The sequence below is a fragment of the Turicibacter sp. GALT-G1 genome, assembly GCF_025594995.1.
GTDB lineage: Bacteria > Bacillota_I > Bacilli_A > MOL361 > Turicibacteraceae > Turicibacter > Turicibacter bilis.
Genome location: NZ_JAMQUS010000065.1, coordinates 36007 through 56710 on the forward strand (window position 1 = coordinate 36007; position 20704 = coordinate 56710).

The 20704-nt window shown below is 34.8% G+C and carries 15 protein-coding genes; 1 reads left to right on the plus strand and 14 read right to left on the minus strand.

Annotated features, from left to right (window positions below; all coding sequences use genetic code 11):
* Positions 1-108: 108 nt before the first annotated feature.
* From NEH74_RS11260 to murG, 3 genes are read right to left on the minus strand one after another with little or no spacing between them, the layout of a single operon-like run.
* A complete protein-coding gene (locus NEH74_RS11260) occupies positions 109-936 on the minus strand; it encodes a cell division protein FtsQ/DivIB (RefSeq protein WP_055304647.1) in 828 nt (275 codons plus the stop codon).
* 11 nt (positions 937-947) lie between these two features.
* Positions 948-1856, minus strand: a complete 909-nt coding sequence (murB, locus tag NEH74_RS11265; protein WP_055243187.1) for a UDP-N-acetylmuramate dehydrogenase — start codon at positions 1854-1856, stop codon at positions 948-950.
* A gap of 9 nt (positions 1857-1865) precedes the next feature.
* Positions 1866-2960: an undecaprenyldiphospho-muramoylpentapeptide beta-N-acetylglucosaminyltransferase gene (gene murG, locus NEH74_RS11270; protein WP_055243188.1), complete on the minus strand. Its 1095-nt coding sequence runs from the start codon at positions 2958-2960 to the stop codon at positions 1866-1868.
* 257 nt (positions 2961-3217) lie between these two features.
* On the opposite strand from murG, the gene spoVE reads away from it, so the two are divergent.
* Positions 3218-4315: a stage V sporulation protein E gene (spoVE, locus tag NEH74_RS11275; protein WP_055243189.1), complete on the plus strand. Its 1098-nt coding sequence runs from the start codon at positions 3218-3220 to the stop codon at positions 4313-4315.
* A 517-nt stretch (positions 4316-4832) separates the two neighbouring features.
* On the opposite strand, the gene murD is transcribed toward spoVE, so the two are convergent.
* The 11 genes from murD to tig form a co-directional block, all read right to left on the minus strand.
* Positions 4833-6188 carry a UDP-N-acetylmuramoyl-L-alanine--D-glutamate ligase gene (gene murD / locus NEH74_RS11280; protein WP_055243190.1) on the minus strand — a complete coding sequence of 452 codons (1356 nt, stop codon included), beginning with the start codon at positions 6186-6188 and terminating at the stop codon, positions 4833-4835.
* A 37-nt stretch (positions 6189-6225) separates the two neighbouring features.
* Entirely contained in the window at positions 6226-7194 is a 969-nt protein-coding gene (mraY, locus tag NEH74_RS11285; protein WP_055243191.1) for a phospho-N-acetylmuramoyl-pentapeptide-transferase, read from the minus strand.
* Between the two features lie 2 nt (positions 7195-7196).
* Positions 7197-8648 (minus strand): UDP-N-acetylmuramoyl-L-alanyl-D-glutamate--2,6-diaminopimelate ligase, encoded by a 1452-nt coding sequence (locus NEH74_RS11290; RefSeq protein WP_055243192.1) that lies wholly within the window; start codon positions 8646-8648, stop codon positions 7197-7199.
* Between the two features lie 21 nt (positions 8649-8669).
* Positions 8670-10577, minus strand: a complete 1908-nt coding sequence (locus NEH74_RS11295; protein WP_055275001.1) for a stage V sporulation protein D — start codon at positions 10575-10577, stop codon at positions 8670-8672.
* Positions 10578-10833: 256 nt separating this feature from the next.
* Entirely contained in the window at positions 10834-13041 is a 2208-nt protein-coding gene (locus tag NEH74_RS11300) for a penicillin-binding protein (protein ID WP_055304645.1), read from the minus strand.
* Between the two features lie 61 nt (positions 13042-13102).
* A complete protein-coding gene (locus tag NEH74_RS11305) occupies positions 13103-13456 on the minus strand; it encodes a hypothetical protein (protein ID WP_055243195.1) in 354 nt (117 codons plus the stop codon).
* Between the two features lie 17 nt (positions 13457-13473).
* Positions 13474-14406 (minus strand): 16S rRNA (cytosine(1402)-N(4))-methyltransferase RsmH, encoded by a 933-nt coding sequence (gene rsmH / locus NEH74_RS11310; RefSeq protein ID WP_055304642.1) that lies wholly within the window; start codon positions 14404-14406, stop codon positions 13474-13476.
* Positions 14407-14758: 352 nt separating this feature from the next.
* Positions 14759-15385: a ribosome biogenesis GTP-binding protein YihA/YsxC gene (gene yihA, locus NEH74_RS11315; RefSeq protein WP_055274997.1), complete on the minus strand. Its 627-nt coding sequence runs from the start codon at positions 15383-15385 to the stop codon at positions 14759-14761.
* A gap of 12 nt (positions 15386-15397) precedes the next feature.
* Positions 15398-17722, minus strand: coding sequence for an endopeptidase La (gene lon / locus NEH74_RS11320; RefSeq protein WP_055304641.1), 2325 nt, complete (start codon positions 17720-17722; stop codon positions 15398-15400).
* A gap of 217 nt (positions 17723-17939) precedes the next feature.
* Positions 17940-19166: an ATP-dependent Clp protease ATP-binding subunit ClpX gene (gene clpX / locus NEH74_RS11325; RefSeq protein WP_055304639.1), complete on the minus strand. Its 1227-nt coding sequence runs from the start codon at positions 19164-19166 to the stop codon at positions 17940-17942.
* A gap of 179 nt (positions 19167-19345) precedes the next feature.
* Positions 19346-20629, minus strand: coding sequence for a trigger factor (gene tig / locus NEH74_RS11330; protein ID WP_055243200.1), 1284 nt, complete (start codon positions 20627-20629; stop codon positions 19346-19348).
* Positions 20630-20704 lie beyond the last annotated feature (75 nt).

Here is a 20704-nt window from a genome sequence, read left to right on the forward strand (position 1 = left end):
TTACCACAATATCATAATTTATTTTACTATATTTTTATAACAAAGAAAAGACTATTTACAAAATATCATCGGGATAATCACACATTATACACATTATTTATCCACAGTCTACTCTTCAGTTAATAAGCCATTATTTTCATCCCTTAATAGAACCTTTCCAGAGCTTGAATACGGCTCAAAATAGTCTCCTACATCTAAGTGATAGGTTCCTTTTACGCCTTCATACAAACTTGAGACTTTGTCGACCATTGTCTGATAATACTTAAGCTTATTGACCATACTATAACTATTTACATTAATGGTATTCCCATCCTTTAGAAAGAGAGAAAAACGATTAATATCTCCATACATTGGTTCATAGTGAATTTCCTTAATTAAATTAATTAGAATAGGATCAAGTTTTGTCATTGATTGAATAAATAAACTTAAAATTGACTCCTTCAACGTTTCTTTAGTCAAACCGTAAATAACTGTACCTTGACAAGTTACATTTATCGCTTGATCATTAGCAATTAACCTTCCATCACTTAAAACATAGCGAAAACCACCATCAAGCTCAACACATCCGATAATATCTTTTTCTTTCACTTCAATGTTCAACTGATTTAGCCCTGTTTTCTTCACGGTTACATTCGTAATCAGTGGATGTTTTAAAATATCAGTCGCAATTTTTTCCGTGTCTAACTCAAGAAAATAATCTTGATACGTTAGACCCGTCAGATGAATTAACTCTGAACGTGAAACATAGTGTAATCCTTCAAAGTAAATCACCGATAGTTTACTCAATGATGATGTAAAATAAAAGATACTCCCAACAATAAGTATAATAAAGAGACTAAAAAAGAAGCTTTTAACCTTCTTCTTTAGTCTTTTTTTAGGTTTATTCTTTGATTTTTGACGATATTGCTCTATTGAAACAACTTTTTTTACTGCCATTCTCCCCTCACCTACCAGTTAAACATTTCAACCTCTGGGTGTAATTCAATTCCATGCTTTTCTAAAACAACCGATTGAACATGTTGAATTAGTTCATAAATATCTTGTGCTGTTGCATCCCCAACATTAACAATAAAATTACAATGCTTCTTTGAAACTTCAGCCCCCCCAATACGAACACCACGTAAGCCTGAGTCTTCAATTAATTTCCATGAATAATGAGGTAGCGGATTACGGAATGTACTACCAGCTGAAGGCATATTCGTAGGTTGCGATTCAATACGACGAACTTTTCGAACTTTCATTAACTCAGCAATCTCTTCATAATTTCCCGGTTCAAGTTCTAACACAGCCTCAACAACTGTCCAATTCTTTTTATCTTGGAGAATAGAGGTACGATAAGCAAATTCTAATTCTTCATTAGATAACCAAATTAACTGTCCTTCTCCATCAATTACTAGCGCTTTTATTAAAATATCTTTAATCTCTTTATTATAAGCACCTGCATTCATGTAAATAGCGCCACCCACTGAACCCGGAACACCTGAAATAAATTCTAATCCTGATAAATTATTTTTTGCTACACGATTAGCAAGTAAGATGGTTGATACACCTGCTCCAACAGTCACTGTATTCTCATTGATTTCAATGTGATCTAATCCTTTATCACACTTCACAATGATTCCTTCGAATAACTGATCCGATGGAAGTAAATTCGAACCTCTTCCAATTACTTTATATTTTAGATCGAGTTCACGAATTAATGTTAATGTTTGAACAAGAGATTCTTTTGAATTTGGCGTTACAAAAATACGAGCAGGCCCTCCCACACGAAACGTCGTATGCTTTGCAAGTGGCTCATTTTCTAATAAAAGTCCTAAATTGTTTTTTGTATACTCTTCTATAAAACTTTTAAACATTAAAAACACCTACTTTTTCTCAATAATTTCATTCATCAATGTTATCAGACGTTGTGCTGCATCTGGAATTCCAAGTTGCTTTGAGGTGTTTTGCATATTTAGACGTAATTGATCGTCTCTCATAATCCTATCTATTTCGTTATATAAGCGATCCCCGGTTAACTCTTTCTCAAGTAACAAGACGCCTCCACCATGATCTGTTAAGCTTCGTGCATTATACTCTTGATGATTCGCAGTAACATATGGAGATGGAATTAAAATACATGGAACGCCTAAAGCTGTGACTTCCGCTAAGAAAGTTGCACCTGAACGTCCGACAAATAAATCCATATTAACTAAGTATTGAGGCATGTTATTAATGAATGGTAAAATATGTACATTTTGTAATTCTTCTACATTCTCAATACGATTTTTAATGGCTTCATAATGTTTGTTCCCCGTTACAAAAACAACTTCATAATCTGCTTTTTCATACTCTTTAATCATTGAAATAAAAGCATCGTTAATTGGCTCTGCACCACGACTACCCCCACTAATCATGACTGTCTTTTTATGAGGATTTAATCCTAAAGCACTTTTGCCAACCTTTAATGTCGATACAACTTCAGTAGCTCTTGGATTTCCTGTTAAAACGACTTTATTCTGAGGGAAATACGAACGTGCTTCCTCAAAACAAATGGCTACCTTATCAACATAGCGTGCTAAGAATTTATTCGTCACACCAGGCAAACTATTTTGTTCATGAATAATCGTTGGAATTTTTAATTTAGCGGCACTGTACACAACAGGCCCACAGACATAGCCACCGGTACCGACGACAACATCTGGTTTAAACTCTTTAATATATTTTTTTGAAACCGAAACTGATTTAAAAAACTTCATAATCGTCTTAAAATTCTCTAATGATAATGAGCGTTTAAATCCTGCTATTTCAATATGTTTAAATGGTAACCCTTCATGAGTTACAATTTCATTTTCTAATCCTTTTTCAGTTCCTATGTATAAAACTTCTAACTGGTCATCTACTTGTTGCAATGTTCGAACGACTGCAAGTGCTGGGTAAATATGACCACCTGTCCCACCACCAGTGACAAGGACGCGCATATTCTCACTCCTTATTAGACTGAATCGTCTTTTTTATCATTTTATATTTTAACACACTTTAAACAAAATCCGTTAGCTTAATTTAAAATTCATCTAAATAATGTCTGATTTTATATTTTTTTCTTATTTTTTTATACAATATATTGTTATTTATGGAAATAGATACATTTATTTTTATGTTTTTTTGATTTTATTTCAAATCAATCCATCTTCTATCATATACATTACTATATATTTTAAACCAAAGGGGAATTCCAATGAAAAATAAATTACCTTCAATTGATTTACTAACCCTACTACTCGCTTTAAGTATTAGTACCATCGGTTTAATTTTTGTTCTCTCCTCTTCATATATTTGGGCAGAGTATAAATTTGACGATGCCTTCTACTTTTTCAAACGGCAATTATTATTTGCCGCCATTGGAGTTGTAGGTATGATTGCCATTTCACGAATTGATTATCAAATTTACAAAAAGTATGCCACACCCTTTTTCTTTACTAGTTTAGTTCTATTAATACTTGTTCTCGTTCCAGGAATAGGACTTGTCCGTGGAGGTGCACGAAGTTGGATTGGAATTGGAGCCTTTTCTTTACAACCATCAGAGTTCATGAAACTTGGATTAATTATCTTCTTAGCAAAATATATGAGTAACTATGTTGAAGAAGCAAAGACATTTAAAAAAGGCGTTGTCCCGCTTCTTTTCTTTATTCTACTTGTGTTTGGAATTATTATGTTACAACCCGATTTTGGAAGTGGGATGGTCATTGTTGCTACAGGATTTGTTATGCTATTTATCTGTGGTGTGCCAATCCGTTACTTCATGTATTTTATTTTAACTGGTGTTGCTGGAATTGTCGCTCTTATTATCTCTGCACCTTATCGTCTTGAACGAATTACAGCTTATCTTGATCCATGGAGTGATCCAAGAGGATCAGGATTTCAAATTATTCAATCACTTTATGCTATCGCTCCAGGGGGACTATTCGGAATAGGACTTGGAAATAGTGTTCAAAAACACTTCTTTTTACCTGAACCACAAACCGATTTCATCTTTGCAGTTGTTTCAGAAGAATTAGGATTTATAGGGTCAGTTGGTATTCTTATTCTATTTATTTTATTTTTTGCAAGATGTGCCTATATTATCCTTAAAACAGATGACCTTTTTGCAAAATATATCGTCGTTGGAATTATGTCCATGCTAATGATTCAAGTCATGATAAATATTGGAGTTGTCATTGGACTTCTTCCTGTTACCGGAATCACGTTACCGCTAATGAGTTATGGAGGTTCATCTCTAACAATTACTTTATTATCAATTGGAATCATCTTGAATATTAGTCGCTACATGAAGTAATTCATTGGCTCTACTCCTTTAAATACGTATAGTTCTAGCCACTAATAGTGTATTCAACACTCTGTAAAATGTCCTTACTTAGTAAAAAGCTTTCTAAAAAACTCCTATCAATCCCAATTGATAGGAGTTTAATTTTATTATCAAATAACGTCCAATCCCTCCCTATATACAGAAATATTTTCTACATTTACTCTAGCAATCTAAATAGTTAATATTTCTACCATTCAAAACATCCTATTGTCCAAATACAGGTTTTTAGGATATCAAAAAACTTATCTAGGGTTATATATAAGGCGACAAGATTTTAGCCTAATTTGAACATGAATTTTAACATAGAGACCATTTTGATATAAGTTATGCGCATTTTTTTGTTACAGATCGCATGAGTAAAAACTACAAATGATATTTCGCTATAGATATAAATCAACATTTTAAATCCTCATTAGTATACATTTTAATAAACATAATCATAAAAAAGAAGAGCTTAGTTTAAGCTCTTCTTTTTTAGCCAGACACTTTATTTATTCTTTAATTGTTCAACTAACTCAATAAAGTGATCCCCACGTGTTTCAAAATTAGGATATTGATCCCAACTTGCACAAGCGGGTGAAAGTAAAACATGATCACCTGCCGTGGCAAGTTTAGCTGATTCCTTTACTGCTTCGTCTAATGTCTCTACTACGATACATGGCATCTGGTGCTCATCAGCTAATGCTTTGAATCGATGTTTCGTCTCTCCAAATGTCACAATAGCTTTGATCTTAGAGAAATAAGGGAGCAATCCACTTAAGTCATGCTGACGATCTAATCCACCCGCTAATAGAATGATAGAATCTTCAAACGCCTTCAACGCTGTTTGAGTTGCGATTACATTGGTTGCTTTAGAGTTATTATAGTATTTAACACCATTCACTTCATCAACATATTGAAGTCGATGTTTCACTCCTACGAATCGCTTTAACACACGCTTAATGGCTTCTGTGTCACAACCATATAATTTACTGACAGCAACAGCACCTAAGACATCTTGAAGATTATGGTCACCTTTTAACAAAATAGATTCAATATCAATAATCTTTTCATCCTTAAAGTAGACATCTCCTTCAGATAAATAAGCACCATCGACCACACTTGTTAAAGAAAATGGAACACAAGTGGCTTTTGTACGTGATAATCCATTGACAATAACCTCATCTTCTGCATTATAAACACAAAACTGATCAGCCGTTTGATTTGCAATTAAATTCAACTTTGCTTGGCGATACTCATCAATATCTGTATGATAATCTAAATGCGCTTCTGTAATATTCAATAGCAGTGAAATTTGCGGCGTAAATGAATCAATCCCCATTAATTGAAAAGATGATAATTCAGTTACTAATACTTGTTCTTTAGACGCTTGCTGTGCAACTAAAGACGCTACTTCTCCGATATTACCAGCAATTAATGGTTTTAATTGATCTTCTTCTAACATTTCATAAATTAACGTCGTTGTCGTTGTCTTCCCATTTGTCGCTGTAATTCCGATAAATGGTGCCTCACTAACATCATAAGCCAACTGCACTTCAGTTAAAATTGGAATCTTACGCTTGATGGCTTCCATTAATAACGGAACTTTACGATATGGAATTCCTGGATTTTTCACAATTAAATCAAATCCTTGATCTAACAGTTCTAATGGATGCCCGCCTGTCACGACTTCGAATCCTTCTGCCATCATTTCAACCGCATCTGGATTGTCTTCTAATGAATTACGATCATTAATTACTACATTCGCTTTTAATTCACGTAAAAGTCGCGCAGCTGCTTTTCCACTCTTAGCCAATCCAATGACTAATACTTTTTTATTTTCGTATTTAATCGTCTTTTTCATAAGAATCTTCCCTTTAATAAAAGTTTATTCTATCTTCTTAAATGGCAATGAGTAAGCCAATTACTCCACAAATTAATGCGATAGCCCATAAGAAGGTCACGACTTTCCACTCACTCCATCCACATAATTCAAAGTGGTGATGGATTGGGGCCATTTTAAAAATACGTTTTTGTGTACGTTTATAATAAGCAACTTGGATGATGACAGATAAAGTTTCAATCACGTAAACTAATCCAACGATGACTAATAGTAACTCTTGTTTTAAGAGAATTGAAACAGCTGCAATGGCTGCCCCTAACGCAAGTGATCCCGTATCACCCATAAATACCTTAGCAGGATTTAAGTTGAAAACTAAGAATCCAAATAATGCGCCTACAACTGCAAAACAGAATAAAGCAATTCCAACTTGTTGTTGAGCGATGGCAATCATTCCAAATGTACCAAAAGTAATGACACTCACTCCACCACATAATCCATCTAATCCATCTGTTAAATTAACTGCATTTGAGAATCCAACCATCCAAAATAAAATGAATAATCCATAAACCCAATATAAATTAATATTAAATAAATTAAAGAAAGATAACTCTGTTGAATAACCGCTCTTTAAAAATAGATAGAAAAAGACTGCTGCTAATACAAGTTGAGCTAATAATTTTTGCTTTGGTTTAAGTCCTTCGTTATTTTTTCGAACAACGATAATAAAATCATCAACAAAACCAATCGCACCAAATCCGACAAGAGTTAAAAGTAGCATCATTAACTCATTACTCATTGTCGCATACTTCGTAAAGAAAACTGTTACTAATAAAATAACAACAATCGAGGTGATGAAAATAATACCTCCCATAGTTGGTGTTCCCGATTTTTTTCGATGAGATTGCGGACCTTCTTCACGAATCGCTTGACCAAATTTTAAACGATGTAAAAAAGGTATGAAGAATGGTCCGATAATCGTTGCGATAAAAAATGAGAAAATTAATACAAATAAAGTTGATTTTAACATTTTTATATACCCCTTTTTCTAATCACTTCTTCAACGACTATTTTATCATTAAAAGGAACAATTTTACCATTAATATTTTGGGTTTTTTCATGTCCCTTCCCTAAAACAACAACTAAATCATTCGGCTTTGCTTTTTTTATCGCAGCTTCAATAGCCTTTGCTCGATCCACAATCACTGTATAATTGACACTACTTGTTCCAGATAATAAGTCATAAATAATACTCAGTGGATCTTCATTTCGTGGATTATCACTCGTAAAGAACACATGATCAGATAAACGTGTTGCATGTTTTCCCATAATCTTTCGTTTCGCTTTATCACGATTCCCACCTGCCCCTAAAACCGTAATAATCTGTCCTGTCGCAATAACATTTAAGCAGGTCAAAACTTGGAAAATAGCATCCGGATTATGTGCATAATCAATTACGACTGTCACGCCATCTTGGGTTTTTAAATATTCAAATCGTCCTTCTATTGAAGAGACATTTTCAATAAATGAAACGATTTTTAATGGATCATATCCTAAAGAATAAAAATAGGCAAGCACGGATAAAGCATTGTAAACATTATATTTACCGAATAAAGGAATAGACATTCGCTTCACAAATTCCCCTTTCACATAAAGCGAAAACTCGGTACGCTCTAACGTATAAACAATATCTTTGGCAAACAAATCTGCGTGAGGCTTGCAGCCATAGGTTAGAATACGTCCATTTGTTGCCCCAATAAAATAATCGGCATGTTCATCATCACAGTTTATAATGGCTACTTTATCTTCTTGATAATCACTCAATTGAATAAATGGTCTCATTTTGGTAAAAAGATAATCTTCAAATGTCTTATGATAATCTAAATGCTCTGGGGTGATATTTGTGAAAATTAAACGATCGAATTGAATTTGATCCACTCTATTTTCTTTAATCCCATGGGATGAAACTTCCATAACAAGATAGGGTAAATTATGTTTCACCCCTTCTTTTAATAAATCATTCAAATCTAAACTCATCGGTGTCGTATGTGTCGCTTTTTTCTTTTGTCCAACCCAAGAACCATTCGTTCCAATTAAACCACTATCCACCCCTAAACATTCAAACACATGTTGAATCAGGTAGGTAATTGTCGTCTTTCCGTTCGTTCCAATCACACCAACTAAATTAATATCTTTTGATGGGGTTTGATAATACTCATTTGATACGACAGCCAAAGCTTTTTTAGTATTGAACACTTGAAAGTAGGGAATATCAAATGTTAAATCTTCTTCTCCAACAATGGCAATTGCGCCGTTTTGAATAGCTTTTTCAATATATTCATGTCCATCTTGATCCTGACCTTTAATCGCAAAAAAGACGCCCCCAGGTTCGATTTCACGAGAATCGTAAGCTAAGTTAGAAATAACTTGGTTTTCCCCTATAAATCTAATTCCTAACAAATCACTCATTTCTACTAAATTCATACTATCTCTCCAATCTTTATATTAATTGCCTAAATATAATCTAACTGTTCCACCTTCAATGGTACGTGAAAAGGCTGCTGGCTGTTGAGAAATAACTTTTGTCCCTTCACCGTGATATTCAATATTATACAGATAAGAAGATTCAATCTCTTTCGGCTCCTTCCCAACAAAATCTGGAACCGTTACATATTTTGTATCTGTCCATAGATATTTTTTCTCAATTTGTTCTTCACGAGGTTCAACTCCGATATACGGTAGTGCCTCTGCTAAGATTGAACGGGCAATTGGGGCGGCAACAACTCCACCATACTGAACCGTGTTTTTCGGGTTATCAATTGCTACATAAACAACTAACTGAGGATCATCCATGGGTGCAATTCCAACGAACGAAAGAATATACTCTCCGCTAATATATGCTCCATCTTTTGCTTTTTGGGCTGTCCCTGTTTTACCTCCTACACGGTACCCATCAATATACGCACCCTTCCCACTTCCTTGTGCACCAACCATTTCTAAGGCATAACGCATCGTTTCCGATGTTTCCTCAGAGATGACACGACGTTTGATGCTTGGCTCGCGTTCGTATAATACTTCATTCGTATAGGGATGCAACATTCGCTTCACAATATAAGGTTGCATTAAATTTCCACCATTTACAGCGGCACTCACTGCTGTTACTAATTGAATCGGTGTAACTGAGTTTCCTTGTCCGAATGATGAAGTCGCTAGCTCAACATTTCCAATGTTGTCTGGATTAAAGATAATTCCTTGAGATTCTCCTAACATATCGACACCCGTTTTTTCATTAAATCCATAAGCTCGAATGTACTCAAATAATTTCTCTTTCCCTAAACGTTGCCCAAGTTCAATAAATCCCGGGTTACATGAGTTCATAATGACTTCTAACATCGATTGATCACCGTGTCCACCAGCTTTCCAGTCACGAATACGTACTCCATCAACAATGGCATAACCAGGATCGAAAAAGCGATCTTCAAGCTTCATGACTCCTTCTTCTAACGCAGCAGAAAAAGTTACAATTTTGAAGGTTGAACCTGGCTCATACGTTGACCAAATTGGTAAATTTCGGTTAAAAATTTCTTGATCATAATCTTGATAGTTTTCAGGGTCATAGGTTGGCCGCGAGGCCATTGCTAAAATTTCACCTGTATTTGGGTCCATAATTATACCTATCATTTGATCAGGATCATATTTAGCAACTGCATTATCAAACTCTCGCTCCAAGATTTCTTGTAAATGTAAGTCAATCGTCAGCTCAATATCCAATCCTCGCGAAGCGGGAGCATAATCATCTGAAAATTGTGGTAAAGAGTTCCCCTTGGCATCAGAAAAATATTTCCATACCCCGTTTTCTCCCATTAAGTAATCATTATACACATACTCAAGACCAGTAATTCCTTGGTTATCGATTCCTGTAAATCCAATTGTTTGAGCTAATAAATTTCCATATGGATAGCTTCGTTTCACATCATTCACCAGATATACCCCATCCAAATTAGCCTCTTGAATAGCTTGAACTTGCTCAAGTGAAAGTTTACGTCCTTCAGGCTGTATTCTTTCAATGGAAACACCATGTGTGACATGCCTTTTCGCTTCTTCTACGCTTACTTCTAACACTTCAGCTAAGACTTCAGACGTTCTATCAACATCTGTGACTTGCTTTGGGATGACAATCACAGATGGTGCCACCTCATTTTCAACAATTGCATCATGATTTCGATCATAAATAATACCACGTTGTCCTTCAATCGGTAAATTTCGTGACCATAACGATTCGGCTCGGTCAACCAATGTCCCTGAATTAAAAATTTGCAAATACGCAAGTCGAATAAACAGTGCTATAAAATAAATTAAAATGATTGAGAGCAATACGACTAATCGTCGTTGTATAACTCCTGACTGTTTCATCTCTTATCCCCCTTATTGAATTGAATTAAGATTCGTTTATTACCTCTTCTACATCCATAGTAAATATATGAGTGCACGCTTGAGTAAATACATAATCCTTCACTTCAAATCCCTTTTATTCAAATTTATTACACTTATTTACTCTTTATGAAAACTATTTTTACTTCATGTGATGAATCTAGACTCATCTACTGCTCTCTATGTAAACAAAAAAAAGACCTAATTGCTCCGATATAGCAATTAGGTCTTTTTTTATTTATTGAGAACCTTCATCTTTGGATTCAGTTGTTAAATCTTCAGGTTGTATCTGAACTTCTTGCAAGTTAAGTTTTTCATTAATTTGAGTTAAATCTTTCGTTAACGTCAGCGTTATTCCAATTGGATTTGTCAACAACTGTCCTTGTTGAATAGATTGTTCCAACACATATCCTTCTCCCATGTACTCGACCTGTAATCCTGTTAACATCGCAAACTGAACCACTTCATCTTTCGTCCACCCAGTAAAATTAGGTAAGGCATATGTTTTTGAGGTTTGAATAAACACCTTGCTTCCAACACTAACAGAAGACATTGCTTTTGGAGATTGAGCAAATATTTGCGTTCCATCCCCAATAATAATTGGTGTTAATCCTGCCTCTTCAATTTTTAGAACGGCTTCCTCGATTGATTCATTAATAATCTGTGGAACTTCTGTATTTTGATAAACATCAGCAATATCCACGACTGGTGTTTTTTCAGCTCCTAAATAGACTAACGAATTTTGCATAACAAAGCGATAAATTTGTCCTAATTGATCATGTCCACCTGTTTCAGGTCGTTTCATTGCAACATACATCACCAATTCCGGATCTTCAGCTGGAGCAAATCCGATATAACTATACAGATACTCATTGGCTAAGTAACCATTGGCTCCATCTGCAATCTGAGCTGTTCCAGTCTTCCCACCACTTGTAAAACCATTTAAACTATACGCAAGTCGCCCAGAACCGGTTTTATTTGAAGTAACACCAACCATTAACTGCTTTACCTGTTCAGCCGTTTGAGCGGTAATTGGTGTTTCTCCCAGTTCTGCTTTAAATTCATAAATCATTTCCTCAGTATTTGAATCATAGACTTGTGAAATCAATTGAGGTTTAATAATTTGCCCACCATTTAAAATAGCTGAAATAGCTTGAATATGCTGAATGGGAGTCGTTAAAATCCCTTGTCCAAATCCAGCCGTCATTTTTTGTGTTAAATCCCAATCTGTTGGCAATGTTCCAGCACTTTCTGATGGAAGTGGTAATCCTACCTGACTTCCAAATCCAAACGCTTCTAAATATTCAATATATTTATCCGGACTAATCCAATTCGTTAACATATCAATAATCGCAGTATTTGAGGAACGATAAAATCCTTCATCATAAGTGATTGTTCCCCAAGTTGTATTATAGTCTCGAATCGTTGATCCATTAACTAAGCGAGATCCTGACTCATAAAACTGACTCCCTGAATACTTTCCTTCATTAATCGCTGCTGCATAAGTATAAATTTTCATCGTCGATCCCGGTTCAAATGGTTCAGAGACAACTGGATTATTATAATTCTCAATATCTCTAATGTTAGGATCAAAACTCGAACGACTTCCCATCGCCAAAATTTCACCCGTTTTTGGATTAGCCACAACAGCTACTAAACTTTCAGGATTAGCTTGTTCCCAAACTTGATTCATCGCTTCCTCTAAAAAAGTCTGAATCGTTGAATCAAGTGTCAAATAAAAATCATAACCATGTTTTACTGGTTGAATCACATATTCTTTTTTATTGGGCTGTAAATAACCTTTTTTATCTTTAATATATTGGATAACTCCATCTTTTCCAGCTAAATATTCATCTAAATAAAGTTCTAATCCCATTTCACCCTTTAAGACATTTGTTTCTTCATTTAGCTTCGTATAACCTAGCGTATGCGAAGCGAAAATACCATTTGGATAAAATCGCTTAGTATTTTGTCGGAATCCAATTCCACTTAATCCTAATTGATCAATTTTTTCTTTTTCTAAATAGGTTAACTGTCGCCCTGCTGTCCCAAACTCTACTTGATAAGCATCTTTCGATAAAATTTCAACAATTTCTTCTTTTGACAAATCAATAACTGTACTTAATTTCTCTGCTGTCTCATCAATATCCTCAACCACGTCACCATACTCTTCGTATAAATTGGCGTATAAGGTATATGAAGTTAATTGTTCTGCTAAAGCATTTCCATCACGATCATATAAAGTGCCACGTCTTCCTGTTACAACTTCCTCGACTAAATATTTTTCAAGAGCAAATTCATATAAATCCGTCCCTCTTGTTTGTCCCGTTACCGCAATTTTAACAAAACAACCAGCTACATATAAAAATAGCACTCCAAAAAAAGCTGTCGTTATGACCAGTGTCCATCTCCCCAAGTTATTTAATTGTTGTTTCTTTCGTTTCACCTACATCAACCTCACAACTCATTCTCTTTCTTGATGTTAAAAATACGGAGAGTAACCGAAGTTACTCTCCAATCGTAATCGTATTCTCATAAGTTGAAAGACCATTTTCTTTCGCAATTTCCATCGCACGTGAATAGGTCGATAATTCTGAAATTTTTGAATATAACTCTTCATTTACGACCACTTGTTGGTCAATTTCAAGTTTCTTTCTCTCTACCTGATAATGAAGCTCATTAATTTGAGCATCTAAATACAGTTGTCCAATCAAAAGAAGAAATACTCCTACGACTGTCATCCCTACTAATCCTTGTAGTGAGTATAATCCTTTTTTCTTCGCTTTTCGTTTTTGAGTTGGTTTAACCGTTCTTCTTTGAAGCGGCTGTTGCTGTTCAACCTGTCTTTTTAATGGACTCATCTATTTTCCCCCTTATCCTATTTTAACTTCATTGCTACCCTTAATTTAGCAGAATGCGAGCGATTATTCTCTGCTAATTCCCCTTCGTCAGCAACGATCGGCTTACGTGTAATGACCTTAAATTCTGGCTGGAATTCCTCAGGAATAATTGGTAATCCACGTGGAATATCTTTCGCTTCACTTCTCTTTTTGAACATATGTTTACAAATTCGATCTTCTAATGAATGGAAAGTGATAACCGCAACACGCCCATTAATCGCAAGCATATCCATGGCATCCTTTAGAGCATATTCGAATACTTTTAGTTCATCATTGACTGCAATACGTAATGCTTGGAAGGTACGTTTAGCAGGATGTCCACCTTTTCGACGCGCAGGTGCAGGAATCGCCGATTTAATGATTTCAACCAATTCAAATGTCGTTTCAATTGGCTGCTTTTCACGATAGCGCTCAATAGCACGTGCAATCTGTTTTGAAAACTTCTCATCACTATAAACACGGAAAATAAATTCTAAATCTTTATATTCCCACTCATTAACAATTTCATAAGCTGATAATTCGGCTTCTTGATCCATACGCATATCTAATTTTGCATCATGGTTATAACTAAATCCACGCTCTGGTGTATCAAATTGTGGAGATGAAACACCTAAATCAAAAATAATTCCATCAATTTTTTCAACTCCTCGTGCATTTAACTCGTCCTTCAAATGAACAAAATTACTTTTAATAATCGTGAAATTATTTCCAATCGCTTGTAGACGTTTCGTTGCATTTTCAATAGCAAATGTATCTTGATCAAATGAATACAAATGCCCAGTCGTTAGTCGTTTTAAAATCTCGCTACTGTGGCCTCCTCCACCTAATGTGCAATCAACGTAAATTCCATCTTCTTTGATGTTTAAATTTTCAATTGATTCATGAAGTAATACTGAGTAGTGATTAAACATGGTTGAAACCTCCTATAAATCAACTCTTATATCAGTGATATATCAAGTTCTGTTTCTTTAATTTATCGATTATAACTAAATGACCTATCTACGATGAATAGGTAACATTCTTTCGTATCATCAGCAAAAAGTGTGTTTATCATGCATCCTCAACAAATATCTATTAATCTAATAATAAAACTATAAATGATGGCTTATATATCCACTTTTCACCACTAATTATACATTATCTCCATTGCATTTGAAATAAATTTGAAATGATTTATACAAAAAAATTCTAATGTTCCATCTTCTTTCATATAATGATCATTTAACTTTAAAAAAAGCTCCCCAAAAATTGGGAAGCTTTTTTCTATTCCTCTTCAAGCGCCATTTCAGCTAGTACTTCATGATATTGTTTGATTAAATCTTCAAAAATCTCTAATACTTCTTCACGTCCTTCATGTGTTTCAGAAGAATAAGCAACAAACACATCATTTTCATCAAAATCAAGGGTTTCCTTAATTAATTTTTCTTGTTTTTTATGTTGGCTGCGATTAACTTTATCTTTTTTTGTTCCAATCACTAAAGTTGGAATCTCATAGTATTTATATAAACTATACATCGCAATATCTTCTTGAGTCGGTTTATGACGGTAATCTACTAGCAAAACACCTAAGATTAGCTCATCACGTTCGACTAGATACTCTTCAATCATACGTCCAAATGACTCTTTTAATGAACGATTAACTTTTGCATATCCATAACCAGGAACATCAACTAAATACATCATATCATTAATGTTATAGAAATTTAATGTCTGAGTTTTCCCTGGACGACTTGATACACGCGCTAATTGTTTGCGATTTGTTAATGAGTTAATGAAAGACGACTTTCCTACATTCGAACGCCCTGCGAAAATCATCTCTGGTAATCCGTCCGTTGGATAGTGTTCCGCACGAACACAACTTTTTACATATTCTGCTTTATTAATTTGCATATAATCAACACCTTATCGTAATGCCTGCTGTAATACTTCATCAATTGTTGAAACTGGGATAAATGTGATATCTTCTTTCACACTTTGTGGGATATCATCTAGATCTTTTTCGTTATCTTTTGGCATAATAACAACTTTTAATCCCGCACGATGAGCCGAAATTGATTTTTCTTTTAATCCACCAATTGGTAACACGCGGCCACGTAATGTTACTTCACCTGTCATCCCAACTTCACGCTTAACAGATTTTTTCGCTAATGCTGAGACAAGAGCTGTTGTCATCGTTACCCCAGCAGATGGGCCATCTTTTGGAGTTGCTCCTTCTGGAACATGGATATGAATATCATGATCTTTAAACATTAATGGATCAATTCCGAAACGTTCTGCATTCGCACGAACATAACTAATCGCTGTTTGTGCAGATTCTTTCATCACATCTCCCAATTTACCTGTTAAAACCATTTTCCCAGTTCCTTTATAATACGTCACTTCGACTGGTAAAATATCACCACCAAATTGTGTATAAGCTAATCCAGTTACCACTCCAATTTGGTCTTCTTGTTCCACTAATCCATGAGTAAACTTATGTTTACCAAGTAATGAAACAAGCACTTCTGAGTTGACATGAACAGTTTCTAACTTTTCAGTCAATAATTTTCTAGCTACTTTACGACAAATTGATCCAACTAATCGTTCAAGTTGTCGAACTCCCGCTTCACGTGTGTAATATTGAATCATTTCCATAACAACACCATCAGCTACTGTTAATTGCTCAGTTGTTAATCCATGTGCCTCTAATTGACGTGGAATTAAATAACGCGTTGCAATTTCAGCTTTCTCTTGCTCTGTATAACTATCTACATGAATGATATCCATACGATCGCGAAGTGGTGCTGGAATATTTTCTAAATAGTTAGCTGTTGCAACAAATAAAACTTGTGATAAATCATACTCTTCTTCTAAGTAATGATCACTGAAATGACTGTTTTGTTCAGGGTCTAAAACTTCTAACATCGCAGAAGCTGGATCGCCTTTATGATCACTTGCCATTTTATCGATTTCATCTAATAAGAAAACCGGATTTGTTGTTCCAGCTTTTTTCATCGCTTGAATCATACGCCCTGGTAATGCGCCTAGATAAGTACGACGATGGCCTCGAATCTCAGATTCATCTTTGACACCACCTAGGGAAACTTTCACAAACTTACGTCCTAAAGCATCAGCAATTGAACGCGCTAATGATGTCTTTCCTACACCTGGAGGACCAACTAAACATAAAATTGTTGATGGATTTTTCCCTGTCATTGTTTTAACCGCTAAATACTCTAAAATACGTTCTTTTACTTTTTCTAAACCGAAATGTTGATCATTTAATGTTTGTTCAGCAAATAAAATATCTTTATTATCTTCTGTTTGTACGTTCCATGGTATTGCTACTAACCATTCTAAATAAGTACGTACAACCCCTGCCTCACTTGAATTAGCCGGTAACATCTCAAAACGCTTAATTTCTTCGAGTGCCTTCTGTTTCACTGCTTCCGGCATTTGTAACGACTGCACTTTCTCTCGGAACTCTTGGCTCACCGATTCTTTCGAATAGTCATCACCTAGTTCCTTTTGAATAGCTTTCATTTTTTCACGTAAATAAAACTCTTTTTGATGTTCATCAAGCGAACGCTTAACCTCTTGATTAATCTTCATTTCTAATTGTGCAATATGCTTTTCTTTTTCAATTTCTTTTAAAAGAGCCGTTAAACGTTCCTCAACTGAAGTCATTTGTAAATACTTCATTTTATCTTCTTCAGAAATTCTTAAATAAAAAGCGATAATATCTGAAATCTTTTCTGCTGTTTCTGCCCCATCAATTAACGCTGTGACATCAGCTGGATGTGCAAATAATAAACTTCCATGTTCAGATACTTCCTCCATTAATAAACGAAGCATCGCCTCTTCTTGATCAGAATCCATTAAAACGGATGGCATGGTTTTAACCACTGCTTCAAAGTACGGTTCAAGCTGCGTATACTCTTCAACTTCAATACGAGCAATCGAATTAAACTTAACTTTATAATGCCCATTTGGAAGTTTAATTTTCATTGTAATTTTAGCAATCGTCCCGTATTGGAATAAATCATCACTTTGAGGCGTTTCTACATTTGGATCCACTTGAGAAACTAATACCACATAATTTCCATTAGCTTCACATGCTTCTAATGCCTCAATCGATTGTGGACGACCGATTTCTAAGCGAACTTCTGTATTTGGTAATGAGATGACGCCGCGAACTGGTAAAACAGGCAACGTATGCATCTCGACACTGTTTACATCTATTCTCATTTCCACTCACCTCACTAGTACTTTTAACACCACATATTTTGGTCGATAACAGGAATTTCATGTTGACATTCACTGTTGTACGGTTAATTTTCGATCAACAACTTCAAGTTATATCATAAGCGGACACTTCAGATGATATAGAAAAGGAAGCTATTCGCTTCCTTACTCTATCTTCTATTATAGCACAAAAAACTTTAAAAATATTAGTAAATACTAATTATGCTACATCATTTTTAAAAACTAATGTCGGTTTTTCATTATGCACAATCACATCACGTGTGATAATACATTTTTCAATATTATCTGTTGATGGGATTTCAAACATAACATCTGTCATGATTGACTCAATGATAGAACGTAATCCACGAGCTCCGGTTTTACGTTCAACTGCTTTTTCAGCAATAGCTGAAATCGCTCCTTCATCAAACTCTAATACAACATTATCCATTTGGAAGATTTTTTTATATTGTTTCGTCAATGCATTTTTTGGTTCTGTTAAAATACGTACTAAATCCTCTACCTCTAATGGGTTTAATGCTCCAATAATCGGGAAACGTCCAATAAACTCTGGAATTAATCCAAACTTTAAAAGATCATCCGGTTGGATATGACTGTAGATTTCTTTTTTACTCATGTTATTAGCTTTTGAATCCGCTCCAAATCCAATGACTTTCTTACCGATACGACGTTTAACCACTTCTTCAATTCCAGCAAAAGCTCCACCAGCCATGAATAAGATGTTTGTTGTATCAATTTGAATGAACTCTTGATTTGGATGCTTACGTCCACCTTGTGGTGGAACATTGGCAACAACACCCTCTAAAATTTTTAATAAGGCTTGTTGAACCCCTTCACCCGAAACATCACGAGTAATTGACGGATTATCTGAGCGACGAGCAATCTTATCAATTTCATCAATGTAGATAATTCCACGTTGAGCTTTTTCAACATTAAAATCAGCAGCTTGTAACAAGCGAAGTAAAATGTTTTCAACATCTTCTCCAACATATCCCGCTTCTGTTAATGATGTTGCATCGGCAATCGCAAATGGGACATCTAACACTTTGGCTAAAGTTTGTGCTAATAACGTTTTTCCACTACCTGTTGATCCTAGTAATAAGATATTACTTTTTGAAATTTCAACATCGTCGTTAGCTTCATTATTTGAAGTTAGGCGCTTATAGTGATTATATACCGCTACAGCTAATACTTTTTTAACATCCTCTTGACCAATGACATACTCATTTAATAGTTCATAAATTTCTTTTGGTTTTGGTAAAGTTTTAAATTCTTCACTTAACTCATCAGACTGTTCATTTTCAATAATTTCCGAACACATTTGGATACATTCATCACAAATATACACCCCAGGTCCAGCAATTATTTTATTGACTTCATCATGACTTTTCCCACAAAATGAGCAGGTAATATCAATATTATTCATCCTTTACACCTCCATACAGTGACAAATCTCATTATTGAGTAACTACTATCAATATATTCAGCTACCCTCCAAATTATTAATGTCCATTTTAGACATTTTTTGCAACCTCTTATATTGCACAAAATGAGGCACGAATGCTACGCGCCTCATTAAAAATAATGATCAAATAAATCAATTAATTATTTACGAACTGCTTTTTCAACGATGAAGTCAACAGCTTTTTGAACTTTTAAGTCTTCTTTTAACATTGCTAAGCTTGGTAATTGAGCTTTTAACTCTTCTAATTCACGTCCGTATGCTTGAGCAATTTCAGATAATTTTGCGTTCACTTCTTCTTCAGTTACGTCGATGTTTTCAGCTTTAACGATTGCTTCTAATGTTAAGTTGTAGCTTAAACGTTTTTCTGCTTCAGGGCGTAATTGAGCTTTGAATTTATCCATATCCATTCCTGTGAATTGGAAGTATAAATCTAAGTTAAATCCTTGCATTTGGAAACGTTGGTCAGCTTCACGAACCATTTGAGCAACTTCTCCCTCGATCATTTCAGCTGGGATTTCGAATTTAGCATTTTCAGTTGCTTTTTCAACTACTGTATCGATGACATGGTTACGAGCAGCAGTTTCTTTTTGAGCTTTGATTGATTTTTCTAAATCTGCTTTTAAGTCAGCAACTGTTTCGATTCCTTCACGATCTAAATCTTTAACAAATTCATCGTCTAATTGTGGTAATTCGCGAGTTTTTACTTCGTGTAATGTTACTTTGAATACTGCTTCAGCTCCTGCTAAATCAGCTGAATGATATTGTTCTGGGAAAGTTACTGTGATTTCTTTAGTTTCTCCAGCATTCATTCCTACTAATTGCTCTTCGAATCCTGGAATGAATGAGTTAGATCCGATTACTAATGGATGGTTTTCACCTTTTCCACCTTCGAATGCTACACCATCTTTAAATCCTTCGTAATCGATAACTGCAGTATCACCATTTTCAACTGCACCTTCTTTTACTACGATTTCAGCATGGTTTTGTAATAATTTTTCTAATTCAGCTTCTACATCTGCTTCTGTTACTTCAGTTGATAATTCTTCAACTTCGATTCCAGTATATTGTCCTAATTCTACCTCTGGTTTAACAACAACTGTTGCTTCAGCAACTAATTCTTGTCCTTTTCCAATTTGTTTGATATCCCAAGATGGTGCTGCAACTGGAGCAATGTTTGTTTCAGCAACTGCATCCATGTATGCTTTTGGTAATAATGCATCTAATGCATCTTCGTATAATGCTTCAACACCAAATTTTTGTTCAAACATTGGACGAGGCATTTTTCCTTTACGGAATCCTGGTGCTTGTAAATTTTTTGATACTTTTTTAAATGCAGCATCTAATGCTTTATCGAATGATTCTGCTGAAAGAGTGATTGTTAATTTTACTTTATTAGTTTCTACTGTTTCAACTTTAACTGACATGTCTAATAACCTCCATCTATTAACGTTGCGTTTACATCTTTGTAACAACTTTTAAATTATAACATAGGCTTTTCC

Coding starts and splice junctions, on each gene's coding strand:
- lon (WP_055304641.1), bottom strand. CDS start 17,722: ATGAGAATAGATGTAAACAGTGTCGAGATGCATACGTTGCCTGTTTTA.
- murD (WP_055243190.1), bottom strand. CDS start 6,188: ATGAAAAAGACGATTAAATACGAAAATAAAAAAGTATTAGTCATTGGA.
- NEH74_RS11260 (WP_055304647.1), bottom strand. CDS start 936: ATGGCAGTAAAAAAAGTTGTTTCAATAGAGCAATATCGTCAAAAATCA.
- rsmH (WP_055304642.1), bottom strand. CDS start 14,406: ATGTTTAATCACTACTCAGTATTACTTCATGAATCAATTGAAAATTTA.
- tig (WP_055243200.1), bottom strand. CDS start 20,629: ATGTCAGTTAAAGTTGAAACAGTAGAAACTAATAAAGTAAAATTAACA.
- NEH74_RS11290 (WP_055243192.1), bottom strand. CDS start 8,648: ATGAATTTAGTAGAAATGAGTGATTTGTTAGGAATTAGATTTATAGGG.
- yihA (WP_055274997.1), bottom strand. CDS start 15,385: ATGCAAATTAATAAAGCAGAATATGTAAAAAGTTGTGTTCGTGCGGAA.
- murB (WP_055243187.1), bottom strand. CDS start 1,856: ATGTTTAAAAGTTTTATAGAAGAGTATACAAAAAACAATTTAGGACTT.
- NEH74_RS11295 (WP_055275001.1), bottom strand. CDS start 10,577: ATGAAACAGTCAGGAGTTATACAACGACGATTAGTCGTATTGCTCTCA.
- spoVE (WP_055243189.1), top strand. CDS start 3,218: ATGAAAAATAAATTACCTTCAATTGATTTACTAACCCTACTACTCGCT.
- murG (WP_055243188.1), bottom strand. CDS start 2,960: ATGCGCGTCCTTGTCACTGGTGGTGGGACAGGTGGTCATATTTACCCA.
- mraY (WP_055243191.1), bottom strand. CDS start 7,194: ATGTTAAAATCAACTTTATTTGTATTAATTTTCTCATTTTTTATCGCA.
- clpX (WP_055304639.1), bottom strand. CDS start 19,166: ATGAATAATATTGATATTACCTGCTCATTTTGTGGGAAAAGTCATGAT.
- NEH74_RS11305 (WP_055243195.1), bottom strand. CDS start 13,456: ATGAGTCCATTAAAAAGACAGGTTGAACAGCAACAGCCGCTTCAAAGA.